This is a genomic window from Acidisphaera sp. S103, from assembly GCF_009765975.1.
Taxonomy (GTDB): Bacteria; Pseudomonadota; Alphaproteobacteria; order Acetobacterales; family Acetobacteraceae; genus Rhodopila.
Genome location: NZ_LMUJ01000084.1, coordinates 1 through 16,117, shown reverse-complemented (window position 1 = coordinate 16,117; position 16,117 = coordinate 1). Strand labels below are relative to the sequence as shown.

The window sequence follows — 16,117 nt, the reverse complement described above, 5'->3', positions numbered from 1 at the left end:
CCGGGTTCGGACATGGAAACCTCATGGTACGAGGCTCCCTAAGAATCGTATTTCAGACCGCGCCGGAATCCCACACCCCTTCAAGCGATTGCCCTGGGGCTTTCCCTCCCGCCACTTGAGCAAACCGCCGGACCGGCCGATTATGGCTGGCAGATATCCCAGGAGGAACCACGTATGCCCGAAAGCCCGGCCGACAAGGCGATGTTCGCCGCCAGCCAGACCCGTCTGCCGTTGAACGGCATCACCGTTCTGGACCTGACGCTCGCCCGAGCGGGACCCACGGCCGTGCGGCACTTTGCCGACTGGGGCGCCAACGTGATCCGGATCGAGCCGCCCGCCACCGAGGGTGAAGACGTCGCCGGCCGCCGCCACGGCTTCGATTTTCAGAATCTGCACCGCAACAAGCGCGCCGTGACCCTGAACCTGAAATCCAAGGAAGGGCATGAGGCGTTCATGCGGCTGGCTGCGAAAGCCGACGTGATCCTGGAGAACATGCGGGCCAACGTGAAGCACCGCCTGAAAGTGTCCTATGACGACGTAAAGGCGATCAATCCGCGCATCGTCTACGGCAGCATCTCCGGTTTCGGCCAGGATGGCCCGTACGGCCCCCGCGCCGGCGTCGACCAGATTGCTCAGGGCATGGGCGGGCTGATGTCGATCACCGGCGAACCCGGCCGCGGCCCGATGCGCGTCGGCATCCCCATCGACGATCTGACCGCCGGCAACCTGCTGGCGATGGGCTGCCTGATGGCGCTGTTCGACCGCGAACGCACCGGCGTCGGCCGTTGGGTCACCACCTCGCTGCTGGAAGCGCAGATCTTTATGCTCGACTTCCAGGCCAGCCGCTGGCTGATGGAAGGTGAGGTCGCCGGTCAGGCCGGCAACGACCACCCCACTGGTATCCCCACCGGCGTGTTTCCCACCAGCGACGGCCACATCAACATCGCCGCCAGTTCGTCGCGCGTGTTCACCCGCTTCTGCGAGGCGATTGACCGCAAGGACTGGCTGGAACGCGACGACTGGAAAACCCAGGTCGGCCGCAGCAAAGATCGCAAGGCGATCAACGCGGCGATCGGGGAGATCACCAAGACCAAACCCGCCAATCACTGGATCGAATTGTTCGAGGCCAACGGCATTCCCTGCGGCCCGATCTACTCGATCGACCAGGTATTCGCCGACCCGCAGGTCAAGCACCTCGGTATGGCAACGAAAATGACCAGCCCCCATGTCGGCGAAACGGAGGTCGTTGCATCGGCAATCAATATCTCCGGCTTCTCCAAGGCAATACGGGCGCATACCCCGGACGCTGGCGAACATGGCGACGAGATCCTGAAAAGTGTTGGCTACTCCGACGCCGAACTGGCGGACATGCGACAGAAAGGGGCGATCTGAATGCTGCCTGATCACGCGGAGACCCGCCCCTATGCGGGCGGGAAAATGCTGGCGGCAAAGGATGACGGCGTCGGCCTGATCACCTTCAACCAGCCGGAAAAGCGCAACGCCATATCGATGGAGATGTGGACCGGCCTCGGCGATATTCTGGACGAGTTTGCCGAAGACAGCAGCGTCAGCGTCGTGATCCTGACCGGTGCCGGCAACAAGGCGTTCGTTTCGGGTGCTGACATCAGCCAGTTCGAGAAGAACCGCAGCAGCGCCGACGCGCAGGCCGAATACGATCGGGCCAATAGTGTCGGCCGCAACAAGCTGATCAACTTCAAGAAGCCGGTCATCGCCCGTGTGCGTGGTTTCTGCATGGGCGGCGGCCTGGCGATCGCCATGGCGACCGACCTGCGGATTGCCTCCGCCGACAGCCAGTTCGGCATTCCCGCCGCGCGCTTGTCGATCGCCTACGCACCGGATGCGGTGAAACGCCTGATCGACCTCGTCGGACCGGCGCATGCCCGCATGATCCTCTACACCGGCACGCGGATCGATGCGGCGGAGGCAGAACGCATCGGCCTGATCAACCGAATGACGACCGAGGAGGGCCTGAACGACGTGGTGCTGGATGTCGCCCGCACCATCGCCGACGCCGCACCGCTGTCGGTGGCGGCATCCAAGCTGACGATCAATGAGATGCTGAAAGATGAAAGCCAGCGCGACATGGCCGCCATTCAGCGCGCCATGGAGGGCTGCTTCAACAGCACCGACTACAAGGAAGGGCGCACAGCGTTCATGGAAAAGCGTCCGCCGCATTTCGTCGGGCGGTGACCGCGATCCGGCCAGTCTCGCGGTCGTCGTCCCTATCGTCACGGCCGGGCGTGTCCCGGCCGTCCGAGCACCGACCGGCGAAGCACAGCCGGGACAAGCTTGGCTATGACCACGACGCTATAAGGATAGTCTTTGATGTTCGAACTACCCGAAGAGCACCGGATGCTCCAGGAACTCGTCGCTAAATTCATCGACCGCGACGTCATTCCGCTGGAAAAATCCGTGCTTAACAGAGAGATGTCCGGCCAGAAATCCGGTCTGCCCAGCGAAGACGAGGAAAAACTCCTCGCCACCTGCAAGGAACTCGGCTTGTGGGGCCTCGACGTGCCGGAGGAGTACGGTGGCGCCAACCTGCCCTACGCGGCCCTCGTCGGCGTCTACGAGGAACAGGGCCGCACCTGCGTTCCCTTCACCTTTCCACCCGACAGTCCCAACCTGCACATGCTGATCGCCGTCGCCAACGACGAGCAGCGCACCAAATACCTCGATCCCTACGCCCGCGGTGAAGCGCATTCTTGCATCGCCATCTCCGAACCCGGCGCCGGCGGCGACCCGGCCGGTATGACCACCCGAGCAGTCAAGGACGGTTCGGACTGGGTCATCAACGGGCGAAAAATCTGGGTCAGCCGTGTCCCGCAGGCGGACTTCATCATTCTGATGGCCCGCACCGGGGAGGGTAAGCGCGCCGACGGCGTCACAGCCTTCATCGTGGACAAGGGCACCAAGGGCTTCATCATCGAACGAGAGATCCCGATGATCGGCGGCCAGCGCACCTATGAACTGGTGTTCGAGGACTGCCGCATCCCCGCGAAACAGGTCCTGGGGGTCGAGGGCAAGGGCTACGCCCCGATGCAGCTACGCCTGACCGTCCGCCGCCTGCAAATAGGCGCCTGGTGCATCGGCATGGCCAGGCGCGCCCTGGACATGATGGTGGAGCACACCAAGCAGCGTGTGACGTTCGGCCAGCGCCTCGCCGACCGCCAGGCCATCCAGTGGTGGATCGCCGACGCGGCGATAAAAATCCACGCCTGCCGCCTGATGGTCTACGACGCCGCGACCAAGGCCGACGCCGGCAGGGACGTCCGCACCGAGGCGTCCATGGTGAAGCTCTACGGCACCGAAATGGCCACCGAGGTCATCGACCACGCCATGCAGTCGTTCGGTGCCATGGGCGTCGCCAAGGAACTGCCGCTTCAGTTGATGGCGCAGAAAGTCCGCACCATGCGCGTCTACGAAGGCCCGTCCGAAGTTCACCGCATGGCCATCGCTCGCCGCATCATCGGCAGATGAGCCTGGAGCCCCGTGCGACACCCCGCGTCAAGGCGGGGCTTTGGGTCAGCATGGCACTGCGGATGGGCAATGCCGACGGCCGCTTCGGCGCGGTGATCCGCAAGGGCGACCCCGATGCCGGCGGCGTCCTGGTCGTCCTGCGCGGCAGGGAGGGCCTGTCCGTCCTCTCGCAACTGCGGTCGGCCGAGGGCGAACTCGCCTGGATGCGCGCGACCGGCCCCGCGCCCGTCGATGACGCCACCGCCGACGCCTATATCGCGCGACAGGTGAAGTTCGACCCCGACCTATGGGTCATCGAGTTCGAGGCTCCCGACCTGCTGCCGCCATTCGAAGCGAAGCTGGTGTAACGGTTCCTGGCCGTCCATGGACGGGCACACTGTGGTGCCAACCGGCACACGACCTCGCTGCGGTCAAGCCAGCCATGCAGATCTGCTGCGATAGCGCACTATCCTGGGCAGTCTTCGCCGGCGACAGACAGGGTTCTCCAAAAAAATTCCTGATATCATTGCCTTAGCGTCAGCCGGTACCACATCGGTTCCGGCTGCGCTCACCCGGCACCCCACCCTGCGGGATAAAACCGGGCGGTTTATCCTGTTGAAACGGCTGTGGTACTGTCCCATGTTGCAGTGCAACACGGATAGGGCATCCTTTCCGGTTTTAATCGAAAGGAACATTGACATGAACAAACCCAACTTTTGGACCGACTATGCCGACGCGCTGGAACTGTCTGTCGAAGGCAACCGGCTGATCGCCCAGGAAATCGTCGGACTGGGCCGCGGTCTGTGGCACAGCGTGGTGCGCTTACTCGATGGCGTTGTGCGGAACCTGGGGCAGCACCAGCACCTGCCGCCGATCTGACCGCCCGCGTCAGGGCTGCCGCCGCACCGCGAACCTGATCTGCTCAGCCCGAACGTCTTACCGTTCGCGTTCCGCGGCAACCCCTGGACCTGAACGATAAATTTCAGCGCCTTGCCGGCCAGATTCTCCCGGCAAGGTTTCCGCGGACCAGCCATATCCGCCGGCGTCCGAACGTCCCACCAGACCGTTCAACAGGCCAGCGAACGCCAGCAGCGAAACGGTCGCCGGCTCGGGTGTGCCGGTGACACCCGTTGAATCTACAGGGTTTTCCGCCACCAGCACCCCAAGTCGTTTGTGAAACGGCAAGAATAATGGTGGAAGGACAGCGTCGCCTGCCGCGTCAACGCAGCCTGACGGTCACCGGCGGCAGCGGAGGAAACGTGACCGTCACCACCGCGGGCCCAGTCAGCCACACCGGCGGCGTAACGCTGCCCAGCATCACCACCTGCCCCGCTTTCAATCCCCCGAAGGCGGCTGCCTCCGGCGATCCGGCCAGCCACGCCAGCCCGTTCAGCGGATGACCCAGCAAATCGGTCGTCACGCCGGCATCTCCCGATCCATCGTCCAGCTCAATCCGTCCCGCCAGCGCCCCGATATCCAGCGCGCGCCACTCGACATTGTGCCGGTCACCAATGACGGCGGCGCAATGGTACATCTGGTCCGCCACCAACACCGGCGTTCCCAGTTCCGTCAGGTCGCCGTAGCGATTCTCGACGATCTCGATCCCGGCGAAGAAACCGCCGACCGCCGCCAGCGCCTGCTCCAGCGAGCAAGGACCCGGCGGCAGATCATGCGCCAGCCGCACCGCGACCTCACATTCCACGCCGGGCTTGATGTAGTCGGCGAAGCGCAATTCCGCATGTCCATGATGGACATCCTGTTCCCGCATGAACCCGGCGATCGGCGCATCGACCCCCAGATACACCTGCATCCGCTTCCCGGTCGCGCCGATCTTGAACCCAGCCGGCGGCAGCGAACCAACCAACCCGGCCAACGCGAGCTGCACGGCGGCACCCTCGGCCCCGGTCGAGGGCGCGATACCCACCGGCAGCGGCCCCACCACGGTCCGCTCCCGCCGGATCCGCAGAAGGGCCTCTGCGGCCGGGATCGGATCATACGCCATCAGCGCCTCGCGAGTTCGTACAGCGCAACGGACGCGGCGGCGGACACGTTCAGGCTCTCGACCGCGCCCTTGATCGTCAGCCCGGCGATGACGTCGCAGGTCTCCCGCGTCAGGCGGCGCAGGCCTTCGCCCTCGGCGCCCAGCACCAGTGCCACGCGGCGATCGGCGAACGCCGGCCCGGACAGCGGCTCGCCGGCGGCATCCAGCCCGATGCACCAGACATTCGCCGCCTTCAGCGCGATGATTGTCCGAGCGATATTGACCGCCCGCAGCAGCGGCATTGTCTCCAGCGCCCCGGATGCGGCCTTGGCAAGTCCGCCAGTCTCCTCCGGCGCATTGCGATCCTGGGTGATCACGGCGGCCGCCCCGAACGCGGCGGCGGAACGCATGATGGCGCCGACGTTGCGCGGGTCGGTGACCTGGTCCAGCACGATGATGACGCCGGGCTTTTCCAGCACCGATTGCAGGCTGGGCGGCGCCAGCGGATCGGCCAGCAGCGCCGCCCCCTGGTGCACGATGTCACGCCCGAGCAGGGTGTCGAGCCGCCCACGATCGACCCGTTCGGGGGAAACCGCCCAAGGCGGCGGCAAGTGCTTGCCGATCGCCGCCTCGCCTTCCTCCGTCAGCAGCAGGCGGCGCAGACGGCGGTTCGGGTTGGCCAGCGCGGCGGCGACGGCATGGTGCCCATACAGCCAGACGGTGCCCTTCGGCGCGTCCGGCGCATGGCGCGCCGCATCAGGCTCCCGATGGCGGTGCGATGGAGCGGACAGCCGCTGCGGCGCTCCGTCGCGCTGCGGACGCGGCTGGAACTCCCCACGCGGTGCTCCGCCGTGCGGACCGGGCTTGCCGCCATGATGCGGACCGTCATGCCGTGGGCCGTCATGCCGCGGGCCGTCGTGCCGCGGCTTCGCATGGTCGCGCTGCACCGCGTCGCCGGCCTTGGGGGCATAGCCAGGGCGGGCATCGGTGCGCTTGGCGCCGCCGGGTCCTCCGCCGCCTTGTCCGGGGGGCCGCGGCGCGTGTCCGCCCGGCCCCCGGTACGGGCCGCGATCGGAGGGAGGACGAGAGGCGCCGCCAGGGCGGTTGCTATGAGGAGGTTTCATCACCGTTTCCTATACCCTCCGGCCAGGACCCTGCACAGTCGCCAAGCCTAGGTTGGCGGGGAATCGCGCAAACAAACCAACCGGCGACGCGCGGGGCTTCGCCGGCGTCAGTCCCCTTCCCGCGCGTCACATTTAGGATTCATTGCGAAACCAACCGTAACAATTGAACCATTGCCATCCGGCAAGGACACGCCTTTTCTATCGTGATCGCCGAAACGGTCGGTAATAGTGATGATGAAATTGGTAAATGACAAATAATAGCAGGCAAGCTATCGTTGTTCTTGGAATGCATCGAAGCGGCACCTCCGCCATTGCCGGAACCGCCGTTCGGCTCGGTTTTACCCCGCCGCTGACCCCCCTGCCCAGTTCACCTGACAACCCGAACGGCTTCTACGAATCCATCCCCGTAACGCAGATCAATCATCAGTTGCTGCAGGCAGCGGGCTGCCGGTGGGATCAATGCCTGACCCTGGAGCCCGACCAACTTGCCGCCAGGTTGCAGCCCGTCGATCGGCAACTTCTCGCCGACACGCTGCGGAAGCAATTCGCCTCCACCGCCGGATACGTGCTGAAGGACCCCCGGCTCTGCCTCACATTGCCCGCCTGGCTGCCAGCCGTGCGAGGATCGGCGACCCGTGTGTCCGCCCTGCTGGTCGTCCGCCATCCGCTGGCGGTCGTCCGCTCCCTGGCACAACGCGACCAACTGCCGGAATCGCAAATGATCCCGAACTGGCTGCACCATATGCTGGAAGCCGAACGGGTAACCCGCGGCCTGAACCGGGCGGTGATTTTCTACGACGACCTGCTGGCCGACTGGCGAGGCTGCATGACCCGGGCCGGCCGGATCGCACACATCGCCTGGCCGCGCCCGATCGTCCCGACGGAGCGGGATATCGATGATTTTCTCGCCCCATCGTCGCGCCACCATGTGGCACCACAAACCGGTGCCGCCATCGGGTCGCCGCCGATATCCGTTATGGTCGACGCCACCTGGACCACACTGCGCCGGCTGTCGAACGATCCGGGGGCATCCGGCGCCCTGAGCGACCTCGATCGCGTGCGGGCGGCGTTCGCGGACTGGCGGCGGCAAAGCCACCCGCCGGGGGCCGCGAGCGTGGCTTGATCCGTCAGCCGACGCGCAAGGCAGCGCCGCGGCCGATCTCGAAGCTGAACAGCCGGTCCTTGCCCAGGAGAAACACCCGCCCGCCGCGCGGAAACAGGCGGTTGATCGCCGGGTCCCGCACGTCCAGCCCGCCAGTGTAGGCGCCGAACGCCGGCATCATCAGGCGACGGCCATCGAACACAAAACACGGCCGGCTGACGTTGCCGGTTCGGGCCGGGATCGTCGCCTTCGGATGGTGGTGGCCGACGATCTCCCCCGGTCCGGCCGTCGAGACCGCCTCATGCCGGAACACCATCGCCGCCTCGACATGGCTCTCTACCCATTCGCCCCCCAAACCGTCCGGCGGACTGGGATCGTGGTTGCCCTGTACCCAGATGAACCGGTGCGCCTGGGTCATCGCATTCAACCGCTGCTGCTCCGTAACCGGCAGCCGGCCCGATCCATCCGCGTCGTGGAACGAATCGCCCAGCGCCACCACCGTCGCCGGCGACCAGCGCCGCAGCAGCAGCGTCAGCCGGTCGATCGACGCATGCGTGTCCCACGGCGGCAGCAACATCCCGCGCCGAGCAAACGAAGACCCTTTTTCCAGATGCAAATCGGACACGGCGAGCAAATGCCGCTCCGGCCAGAACAGCGCACCCATCGGGTCCAGCATCAGCCGCTCGCCGGCCAGGTGAATCGGGGCGGCGGTCACGAAAACAGATCCGCCTGACGGCGCCGAACCGGTTTGCCACGCGGCAAGGTGGTTTGCAGTGCGCCCGTCGGGCGACGAACCATGTTGGCGCGATGGATCACCGGCACGTGCGGCGGCGGTTCGGCTTCGCCGGTGGCCTCGGCGATAATGGCTTCGGCTTCCGCCAGCATGGAGTCCTCATCCGTATCCGACCGCACACTTTCGCGGCCGATTTCCAACAGCACCGGCACGGCCAGCGGCGAGACCCGCGACAGCACCATATGCACGATATGTCCCTTCACCCGAGCCAGCATCCCGGCGATGCGGCCGACATCGATCAGCCCCGAGGCAGCATCGGTTCGCGCGGCCCGCAGCAGGATATGATCCGATTGGTGGCGGCGCAGCACGTCATAGATCAGGTCGCTGTTCACCGTCACCTGCCGTCGGTTCTTCTCCGCCCCCGGCAGGTTCCGCTGGATCAGGCCGGCGATGACGGCGACGTTCCGAAACGTCCGTTTCAGCATCGAACTATCGGCCATCCAGGATTCCAGGTCGTCGCCCAGCATGTCCTGATCAAACAGCGCAGCCACGTTCCGCGCCGGGTTCATCGACCAGACCCCAAGCACGTAGTCGGTGGCGACAAACCCCAACGGCGCGTAGCCGAAACGTTCCATCCGCTTGGTGATCAGCATGCCCAGGGTCTGGTGGGCATTGCGTCCCTCGAAGCAGTAGGCGACCAAATACCACCGATCGCCGCGCGGAAAGGTTTCGACCAGCAGGTCGTTGCGCCCCGGCATCCGTGACACACCACGTTGCAATCGCAACCAATCCCGCACCTGTTCGGGGAACAGCTCCCATTTCTCCGGCGCCTGCAACAGGCCCCGCACCCGGTCGGCGAGGTTGGTGGTCAGCGGCATTCGCCCGCCTTCGTAGGCTGGCACCATCGGGTCGCCGTCACCGCCTTCCATGCACTCGCAGGCCATTTCGCGGACGCGGATGAACCGAAGCAGGCGGCCGGCGAACATGAAGGTGTCGCCGGGACGCAGCAGGTTGACGAAATACTCCTCGATTTCGCCCAGGGTCTGGCCGAAGCCGCGCTTGGCGGTCAGCCTGACCTTCAACAGCGTCGCTTCGACGATGGTGCCGATGTTCATGCGATGCGCGGCGGCAGTCCGGGCGTTGCGCACGTGCATCCGGTTCTCGCTGTCGCGGAAGAGCTTTTTCCATTGGTCATAGGCTTGCAGCGCGTAGCCGCCGTCCTCGACGAAGCGTAGCACATCATCGAAATCCGCGCGTGACAGGGCCGCATAGGGTGCCGCTGTAACGACCTCCGTATACGCGTCGTCGGGCAGGAACGGCGCGCTGCACGCCAGCCCAAGCAGATGCTGCGCCAGCACGTCCAGGCCACCGGGGCGAGGCGGATCGCCGTCCAGTTCGCGCGCTGCGACGCCCAGGATGGCGGCCTCGCATTCCAGCACCTCGAACCGGTTGGCCGGCACCAGGATCGCCTTCGACGTCTCATCCATGCGGTGGTTGGCGCGGCCGACCCGTTGCAGCAGCCGGGAAACGCCCTTCGGCGCGCCGACCTGGATCACCTGGTCCACGCCGCCCCAGTCGATGCCCAGGTCCAGCGACGACGTCGCCACCACCGCCCGCAGATTGCCGGCGGCCATGGCGGCTTCGACCTTCCGGCGCTGGTCGACCTCCAACGAGCCATGGTGCAGCGCGATCGGCAGCGTCGTATCGTTCAGCTTCCACAGCGCCTGGAAGATCAGTTCGGCCTGCGCGCGGGTGTTAACGAATACGATCGTCATGCCGGCGTCCAGGATGTGCGCCATGATCTGCGGCGCGGCCTCCAGCCCCATATGGCCGGACCAGGACAGCCGCCCCTCCGGCAAGGTGATCCCAATATCCGGCGGCGCGCCATCAGCGATCTCGATCCGCCGGGAAGCACCGGTAAACGCCTGGATCGCATCCGGGTGAGCAACAGTGGCGGACAGCCCGACCCGTCGGGCATTCGGCGCCAGGACGCGCAGCCGAGCCACGCCGAGCGCCAACTGGTCGCCCCGCTTGGTGCCGGCCAGGGCGTGGACCTCATCCATCACGATGCAGTTCAGCGTCGCGAAGAACGCTGGTGCATCGGGCAGCGAGATCAGCACCGCCAGGCTTTCCGGCGTCGTCAGCAGGATATGCGGCGGGTTCGCCTTCTGCCGCGCGCGCCGGTTGGCCGGCGTGTCACCAGTCCGAGCCTCGACAGTGATGGCAAGCCCCATCTCCTGCACCGGCCGGGTCAGGTTGCGGGCGATATCCGTCGCCAGCGCCTTCAGCGGACTGATGTAAAGCGTATGCAACCCAGGACGGGGATCAGCGGCAAGATCAACCAGGCTGGGCAGGAAACCGGCAAGCGTTTTGCCGCCACCGGTCGGGGCAATCAGCAGGACGCTGTCACCGGCCCGCGCGGCATCGAGCATCGCCATCTGATGCGGCCGGGGAGTCCAGCCCTGGGCAGCGAACCAGGCACCGAATTGTTCGGGTAATGTTCCAGCCATCGCCGCACATAAGCATGCCGGCAGGGGCCGCGACAATAAGCCTTCAGCCGAACCAGCGTCCGGCGGCCTGTGGCTACCCGCCCTGCTGCAACGGCACGGGCGGCCGCCGCCCGCCCCCCGGCTGGTACCGGCTGAGATAGCCCGGCACCACCAATTCCACCGGTGTCGCCACGATGCCCAGGTCACTCAGCCCCAACGCACCCGGCGCCACCACATTGTCCCGGGCCAGCATCAGCAACTGATCCGGCGTCAGCGGCTTGCCCGGCACATGCTGCAGGAAAAACGCCTGCAACCGAGCGATCCCCATCGGGATGCCGATCATCGCCCGCTCCCGCCGCGTCGTCTTCAGGATGAACGCCAGGATTTCCCGGAACGTCCACACGCGCGGTCCGCCAAGTTCGAATGTCTTCCCTGGAGCAGTCAACGACCCCAGCGCGGCCATCACCGCATCGGCGACGTCGCCGACGAACACCGGCTGCATTTTCGTCCCGCCCGAGATCACCGGCATGAACGGCGCCAGCCGGGCGAGCGCGGCGAAGCGGTTGAAGAACTTGTCCTCCATGCCGAACACCAGCGACGGCCGCAGGATGACCGCCCCGGGGAACGCCGCCAGCACCGCCTGCTCCGCCTTCCCCTTGCTCGACCCATACCGGCTCGGACTCCCCGGATCGGCGCCGATAGCGGAAATCTGCACCAGCCGCGACACCCCCGCGGCAGCGGACAAACGCGCGATGCGTTCGGCGCCCTCGGTATGGATTGCCTGGAACGACGCCTTACGGCTTTCCGCCAGCACGCCGACCAGGTTGACCACGATTTCGGCGCCCTCGACCGCGCGCTGCACCGTCGCCTCGTTGGTCACCGAGGCATACAGCGGCACCACCTGCCCGACCGCCCCCATCGGCTTCAGGAACAGCGCACCCTCAGGGTCGCGCGACGGCACCCGCACGATGTAGCCCTGCTGGGCCAGCCGCTTGACCACGTAGCGGCCGATGAACCCCGAACCGCCGAAAACTGTCGCCACGCGCCGCGTCGCCATCTGCTGCCTCCTATGCACGCGCCCGTTTCAACTCCGGTGCCGCCCAGCGCGGCACCTGATACGACGCACGCGCGCCTGCCTCAAGACGCAACGGATAATTATCGTGCGGAACCGGTTGACGCCGGGCTGGCGGGCGGCTACATCGCGCCCCCTACCGAATGTCCGCTTCTCTCGCGGACGAACGGTTGCCCTGGTGGCGGAATTGGTAGACGCGCAGGTTTCAGGTACCTGTGGCCGCAAGGTCGTGGAAGTTCGAGTCTTCTCCTGGGCACCAATCTTTTTATGAGTATAACGCAGTTCATGCCGAACGGCACGATCCACCTCTACCGGAACGACCTGCCGGAGGGCCTGACGCTGGGTCCCGTCGTCGCCGTCGATACCGAGACCATGGGGCTGAACCCGCATCGCGACAGGCTTTGCCTGGTGCAGATGTCGTCCGGCGACGGTCATGCGCACATGGTGCAGTTGATCCCGACCTCGCGCGGCGGCCGTGGCTTCGATTGCCCGAACCTGAAGCGGCTGATGAGCGACCCGAACGTCGTCAAGCTGATGCACTTCGCCCGATTCGACGTGGCGGTGATGCAGCACTACCTGGACATCACGGTCGCACCGGTGAAATGCACCAAGATCGCCGCCAAGCTGATCCGGACGTTCACCGACCGGTTCGGCCTGAAGGACCTCTGTAAAGAGCTGCTGGGTGTCGAGTTGTCGAAGCAACAGCAATCCTCCGACTGGGGTGCGATGGAGCTGACGTCGGAACAACTCGCCTATGCCGCGTCGGATGTATTGTATCTGCATGCGCTGTGGGCAAAGCTGGAAGCTGTGCTAATCCGCGAAGACCGGCTGGCGCTGGCCGAATCGTGCTTCGCCTTTCTGCCGACTCGAGGGCGCCTGGATCTGCTGGGCTACGAAGCCCCGGATGTGTTCGCGCACTGACCACACACGAGGATTTGACCTTCGCTAAACAGCCGACGCCCAGCGCGATGACCGTGCACCGGCGACATCTGGCCGGGCCGCCAGACCAGCGCCAGGACGGTATGGTCCGAACCGGCGTGTAAAAGATTCCTGACATAGCGGTCCGGCGAGCAGGGACACGGCGTATCCCGCAACAAATCAGGTATGCCTAAATAGGGCTGAATCACGGCCGCGACCGCGCGATGGCGCTGGGCAAGAAGGCGAGAAGCCGCCAACTCGATGGCGGCGATCATCTGCCGCAAGGGGGAAAGAGGACCCGCATCCACACGGCCGGACCGTCCATCATCGGAACCTTGGAGGCGGTGCATATCTATCTCCTGCTTATATCCTACTTAACCCATAGGGGTAGTATTCAATTAGCACACCGAGGCAAGCAAAACCGAAAGCTCCATCGGTCGCGGCGGGCCAGGGGGTAGCGATTCGGCGCCGCAAGGCGTATGAACGCCCAATATCGGCGTTGGCGAGACGAATCAGCCGCCGGATGTTCGGATCGACCGAACCTCGGCCGAGCGGCATACAATGGTCCGCCGGATTTCCGGTCAGGCCGCACTTTCGCCTACAATATGCCGCAAAAGGGCACGAACGGTGCCGGAGCGTAACTCTCTGATAACTTCGCGCGGTTGACCCGGCGCTCTCTACTGGCCCATAGCAAACCCTGTACTGAACGGAAGACGAACTGATCTTGAGTGATCCCATCATCCGGCCGAAACCCTGCCTGTCGGACCTTCAGGTCGCGCGCGACGTGTTGAACACGGAAGCCGCCGGCCTGCTGTCGCTTGCCGCCAGTCTGGGGGACCCGTTTGGCCTGGCCGTCGACCGGCTGGCTTCAACGACCGGACGGGTCGTCGTCTCCGGCATGGGTAAATCCGGCCATGTCGCCCGCAAGATCGCCGCGACGCTGGCCTCCACCGGCACGCCGGCGCTGTTCGTCCACCCGGCCGAGGCCTCGCACGGCGACCTTGGCATGATCGTCGCCGGCGATGCGGTCCTCGCCCTGTCGAATTCCGGCGAAACCGCCGAACTGGCGGACCTCGTCGCCCATAGCCGCCGCTTCGCCCTGCCGCTCGTCGCCATCACCGCCCGGCCGCAATCGACGCTGGCAAGGGCGGCTGACGTCGCTTTAATCCTGCCGAAAGCCGCCGAGGCCTGTCCAATGGGCCTCGCACCCACCACGTCCACCACCATGCAACTTGCTCTGGGCGACGCGATCGCGGTCGCGCTGCTGACCCGCCGCGGCTTCACCGCCGCCGATTTCCGCCAGATCCATCCCGGCGGCCGCCTCGGTGCCAGGCTGCGCCGGGTACGCGACCTGATGCACGAAGGCGACGCGATGCCGCTCGCCACCGCGGACGTGCCGATGGCCACCGCGCTGGTGCGGATGACCGAAAAGCGCTTCGGCTGCCTGGGCATCGTCGGTGACGACGGTGCGCTGTGCGGGATCGTCACCGACGGCGACCTGCGGCGCTCCATGGGGCCGGACCTGCTGGCGCGCCGGGCGGGCGATGTCATGACCGCCTCGCCGCGGACCATCGGACCCGATGCCCTGGCGGTCGAGGCCCTGCATGTGATGAACGCCAGGGAACGTCCGGTCACCACGCTGTTCGTCGTCGATCCGGCCGGCCTGCCGCTGGGTATCCTGCACGTGCATGATCTGCTGCGGGCCGGGCTCGTATGAGGACATCGTCATGAGTGGGCAGCGTTTGTCCTCGGCAACCCCGGAAGACCGCCACACAGGCGGCTATTTGCTGGGGGGTTCCGGCTCACGCGACCGCGTGCCACCGGCACCGCGCCGGATGGCCCGGCGGCGGTTCCTGATCAACCTCACCAAATGGGTGTTGCCGCTGACGGCGATGGCGCTGCTGGCGTCGATCGCGCTGTGGCCGGAAGTCGAGGACGCCGCGATCAAATCCCGCCTACGGATGAACCATGTCTCCGGGGATGTCGACGGCGGCAAACTGCTGGACGCGCGCTATAACGGCGTCGACGAAAAGGGCCGCCCGTACACCATCACCGCCGCCACCGCGTGGCAGATTGACCCGGAACGGGTCGGGCTGACCATGCCGAAGGGCGATATCACGCTGGAGAATGGAACGTGGCTGATGGTGTCCTCGAAAGAGGGCACGTTCATGCAGCATCTGAACCAGCTCGATCTGACCAAGGACGTGACGCTGTATCGCGATGACGGCACCACGATGCATACCCAAAGCGCCTCGGTCGACTTGAAGGCCGGCGCCGCGGCAGGGTCGGAACCGATGCATGCTGAGGGCCCGTTCGGCGTCCTCGACGCACAAGGCTTCACCGTGATGGACAAGGGAGCAGCGATCGATTTCCCCGGTCCCGCACACCTCGTGCTGAACGGGGCCGGACATTGAGGATCGTCCTGGCCGCCGCGCTGCTTTGCCTGGCCGTGCCGGCCCTGATGACGCCGGCCCGGGCGCAGCAACTCGATTTCACCCACGGTGGTCCGATCGACATCACCGCTCAAGATGGTCTTGAATGGCGGCAAAATGAGCAGGAGGTGATCGCCCGCGGCGATGCCCGCGCGATCCGAGGCAATGTCACCGTCACCGCCGACACGCTGACCGCCTGGTATCGCAAGAAAGGCGCGACGGAAACCGCGCAGGTCACACCCGCGTCCGGGCTGGCCGGCGACCCGTCCACCGAGGGCAACGAGATCTATCGCCTCCAGGCCGAGGGCCATGTCCATATTTTCACCGCGACCGACCAGGCACAGGGCGACAAGGCGACGTATGACCTGGATCAGGCCGTGCTGGTGATGACCGGACACGATCTGAAACTGACCACGCCGAACGATGTCATCACCGCCCGGGACGACCTGGAATACTGGCCCCAGAAGCACATGGCCGTCGCTCGGGGTGACGCCATCGTCGTCACCAACGACGCCAAGCGGGTCGCCGCGGACACGCTGGTCGCCTACACAACCGACAACCCGCCGCCGGCTACGTCCAATCCGGCGCCAACGCCCGTCTCCACGAAGACGCCGGTTTCGGGGAAGACGACCGACGATCCGCTGGCCGCTTCAGGCAAGTTGCAGCGGGTCGAGGCATTCGGCAACGTCTCGGTTCGGACGCCCACCGACATGGTGACCGGCGACAGGGGTGTCTATGTGCCCGATACCGGCATGGCGCGCCTGGGCGGCAATGTGCGCATCACCC

Annotated in this window: 15 protein-coding genes and 1 tRNA gene; 11 read left to right on the top strand and 5 right to left on the bottom strand. The window is 65.8% G+C overall.

Annotated features, from left to right (window positions below; all coding sequences use genetic code 11):
- The first annotated feature begins 174 nt into the window (after positions 1–174).
- The 5 genes from GSQ89_RS28365 to GSQ89_RS28345 all read left to right on the top strand — a co-directional run bounded on the left by GSQ89_RS28365 (position 175) and on the right by GSQ89_RS28345 (position 4,359).
- On the top strand, positions 175–1,392 hold the full coding sequence (locus GSQ89_RS28365) for a CaiB/BaiF CoA-transferase family protein (protein WP_254073408.1): 1,218 nt from the start codon (positions 175–177) through the stop codon (positions 1,390–1,392).
- Positions 1,393–2,211 carry an enoyl-CoA hydratase gene (locus GSQ89_RS28360; RefSeq protein WP_158931484.1) on the top strand — a complete coding sequence of 273 codons (819 nt, stop codon included), beginning with the start codon at positions 1,393–1,395 and terminating at the stop codon, positions 2,209–2,211.
- A 135-nt stretch (positions 2,212–2,346) separates the two neighbouring features.
- Positions 2,347–3,501, top strand: a complete 1,155-nt coding sequence (locus tag GSQ89_RS28355) for an acyl-CoA dehydrogenase family protein (protein WP_216856451.1) — start codon at positions 2,347–2,349, stop codon at positions 3,499–3,501.
- Entirely contained in the window at positions 3,498–3,848 is a 351-nt protein-coding gene (locus GSQ89_RS28350) for a DUF1491 family protein (RefSeq protein ID WP_158931482.1), read from the top strand. Before GSQ89_RS28355 ends, GSQ89_RS28350 begins: the two co-directional genes overlap by 4 nt.
- Positions 3,849–4,179: 331 nt before the next feature.
- Positions 4,180–4,359, top strand: a complete 180-nt coding sequence (locus tag GSQ89_RS28345) for a hypothetical protein (protein ID WP_158931481.1) — start codon at positions 4,180–4,182, stop codon at positions 4,357–4,359.
- A gap of 340 nt (positions 4,360–4,699) precedes the next feature.
- Here the strand turns inward: GSQ89_RS28345 and GSQ89_RS28340 are convergent, their stop codons facing one another.
- Positions 4,700–5,482 carry a 2-keto-4-pentenoate hydratase gene (locus GSQ89_RS28340; protein WP_158931480.1) on the bottom strand — a complete coding sequence of 261 codons (783 nt, stop codon included), beginning with the start codon at positions 5,480–5,482 and terminating at the stop codon, positions 4,700–4,702.
- A complete protein-coding gene (locus GSQ89_RS28335) occupies positions 5,482–6,252 on the bottom strand; it encodes an RNA methyltransferase (RefSeq protein WP_158931487.1) in 771 nt (256 codons plus the stop codon). Before GSQ89_RS28335 ends, GSQ89_RS28340 begins: the two co-directional genes overlap by 1 nt.
- Positions 6,253–6,832: 580 nt before the next feature.
- Here GSQ89_RS28335 and GSQ89_RS28330 point away from each other — a divergent pair.
- The gene (locus GSQ89_RS28330) at positions 6,833–7,708 is read left to right on the top strand and encodes a sulfotransferase family protein (RefSeq protein WP_158931479.1); all 876 of its coding nucleotides are present in this window, start codon (positions 6,833–6,835) and stop codon (positions 7,706–7,708) included.
- 4 nt (positions 7,709–7,712) lie between these two features.
- On the opposite strand, the gene pdeM is transcribed toward GSQ89_RS28330, so the two are convergent.
- The 3 genes from pdeM to GSQ89_RS28315 form a co-directional block, all read right to left on the bottom strand.
- Positions 7,713–8,402 (bottom strand): ligase-associated DNA damage response endonuclease PdeM, encoded by a 690-nt coding sequence (gene pdeM, locus GSQ89_RS28325; protein WP_158931478.1) that lies wholly within the window; start codon positions 8,400–8,402, stop codon positions 7,713–7,715.
- The gene (locus tag GSQ89_RS28320) at positions 8,399–10,930 is read right to left on the bottom strand and encodes a ligase-associated DNA damage response DEXH box helicase (protein WP_158931477.1); all 2,532 of its coding nucleotides are present in this window, start codon (positions 10,928–10,930) and stop codon (positions 8,399–8,401) included. Before GSQ89_RS28320 ends, pdeM begins: the two co-directional genes overlap by 4 nt.
- Positions 10,931–11,003: 73 nt before the next feature.
- Entirely contained in the window at positions 11,004–11,966 is a 963-nt protein-coding gene (locus tag GSQ89_RS28315; protein ID WP_158931476.1) for a complex I NDUFA9 subunit family protein, read from the bottom strand.
- Positions 11,967–12,153: 187 nt separating this feature from the next.
- On the opposite strand from GSQ89_RS28315, the gene GSQ89_RS28310 reads away from it, so the two are divergent.
- The 5 genes from GSQ89_RS28310 to GSQ89_RS28290 all read left to right on the top strand — a co-directional run.
- Positions 12,154–12,240, top strand: a tRNA-Leu gene (locus tag GSQ89_RS28310).
- An 8-nt stretch (positions 12,241–12,248) separates the two neighbouring features.
- Positions 12,249–12,902 (top strand): ribonuclease D, encoded by a 654-nt coding sequence (locus tag GSQ89_RS28305; RefSeq protein ID WP_158931475.1) that lies wholly within the window; start codon positions 12,249–12,251, stop codon positions 12,900–12,902.
- Positions 12,903–13,623: 721 nt separating this feature from the next.
- Entirely contained in the window at positions 13,624–14,616 is a 993-nt protein-coding gene (locus GSQ89_RS28300) for an SIS domain-containing protein (RefSeq protein WP_254073407.1), read from the top strand.
- Positions 14,617–14,626: 10 nt separating this feature from the next.
- Positions 14,627–15,313 (top strand): LPS export ABC transporter periplasmic protein LptC, encoded by a 687-nt coding sequence (gene lptC, locus GSQ89_RS28295; protein WP_158931474.1) that lies wholly within the window; start codon positions 14,627–14,629, stop codon positions 15,311–15,313.
- A partial coding sequence (locus GSQ89_RS28290; protein ID WP_254073406.1) for an LptA/OstA family protein occupies positions 15,310–16,117 on the top strand: 808 nt, incomplete at its 3' end. The genes lptC and GSQ89_RS28290, both read left to right, overlap by 4 nt.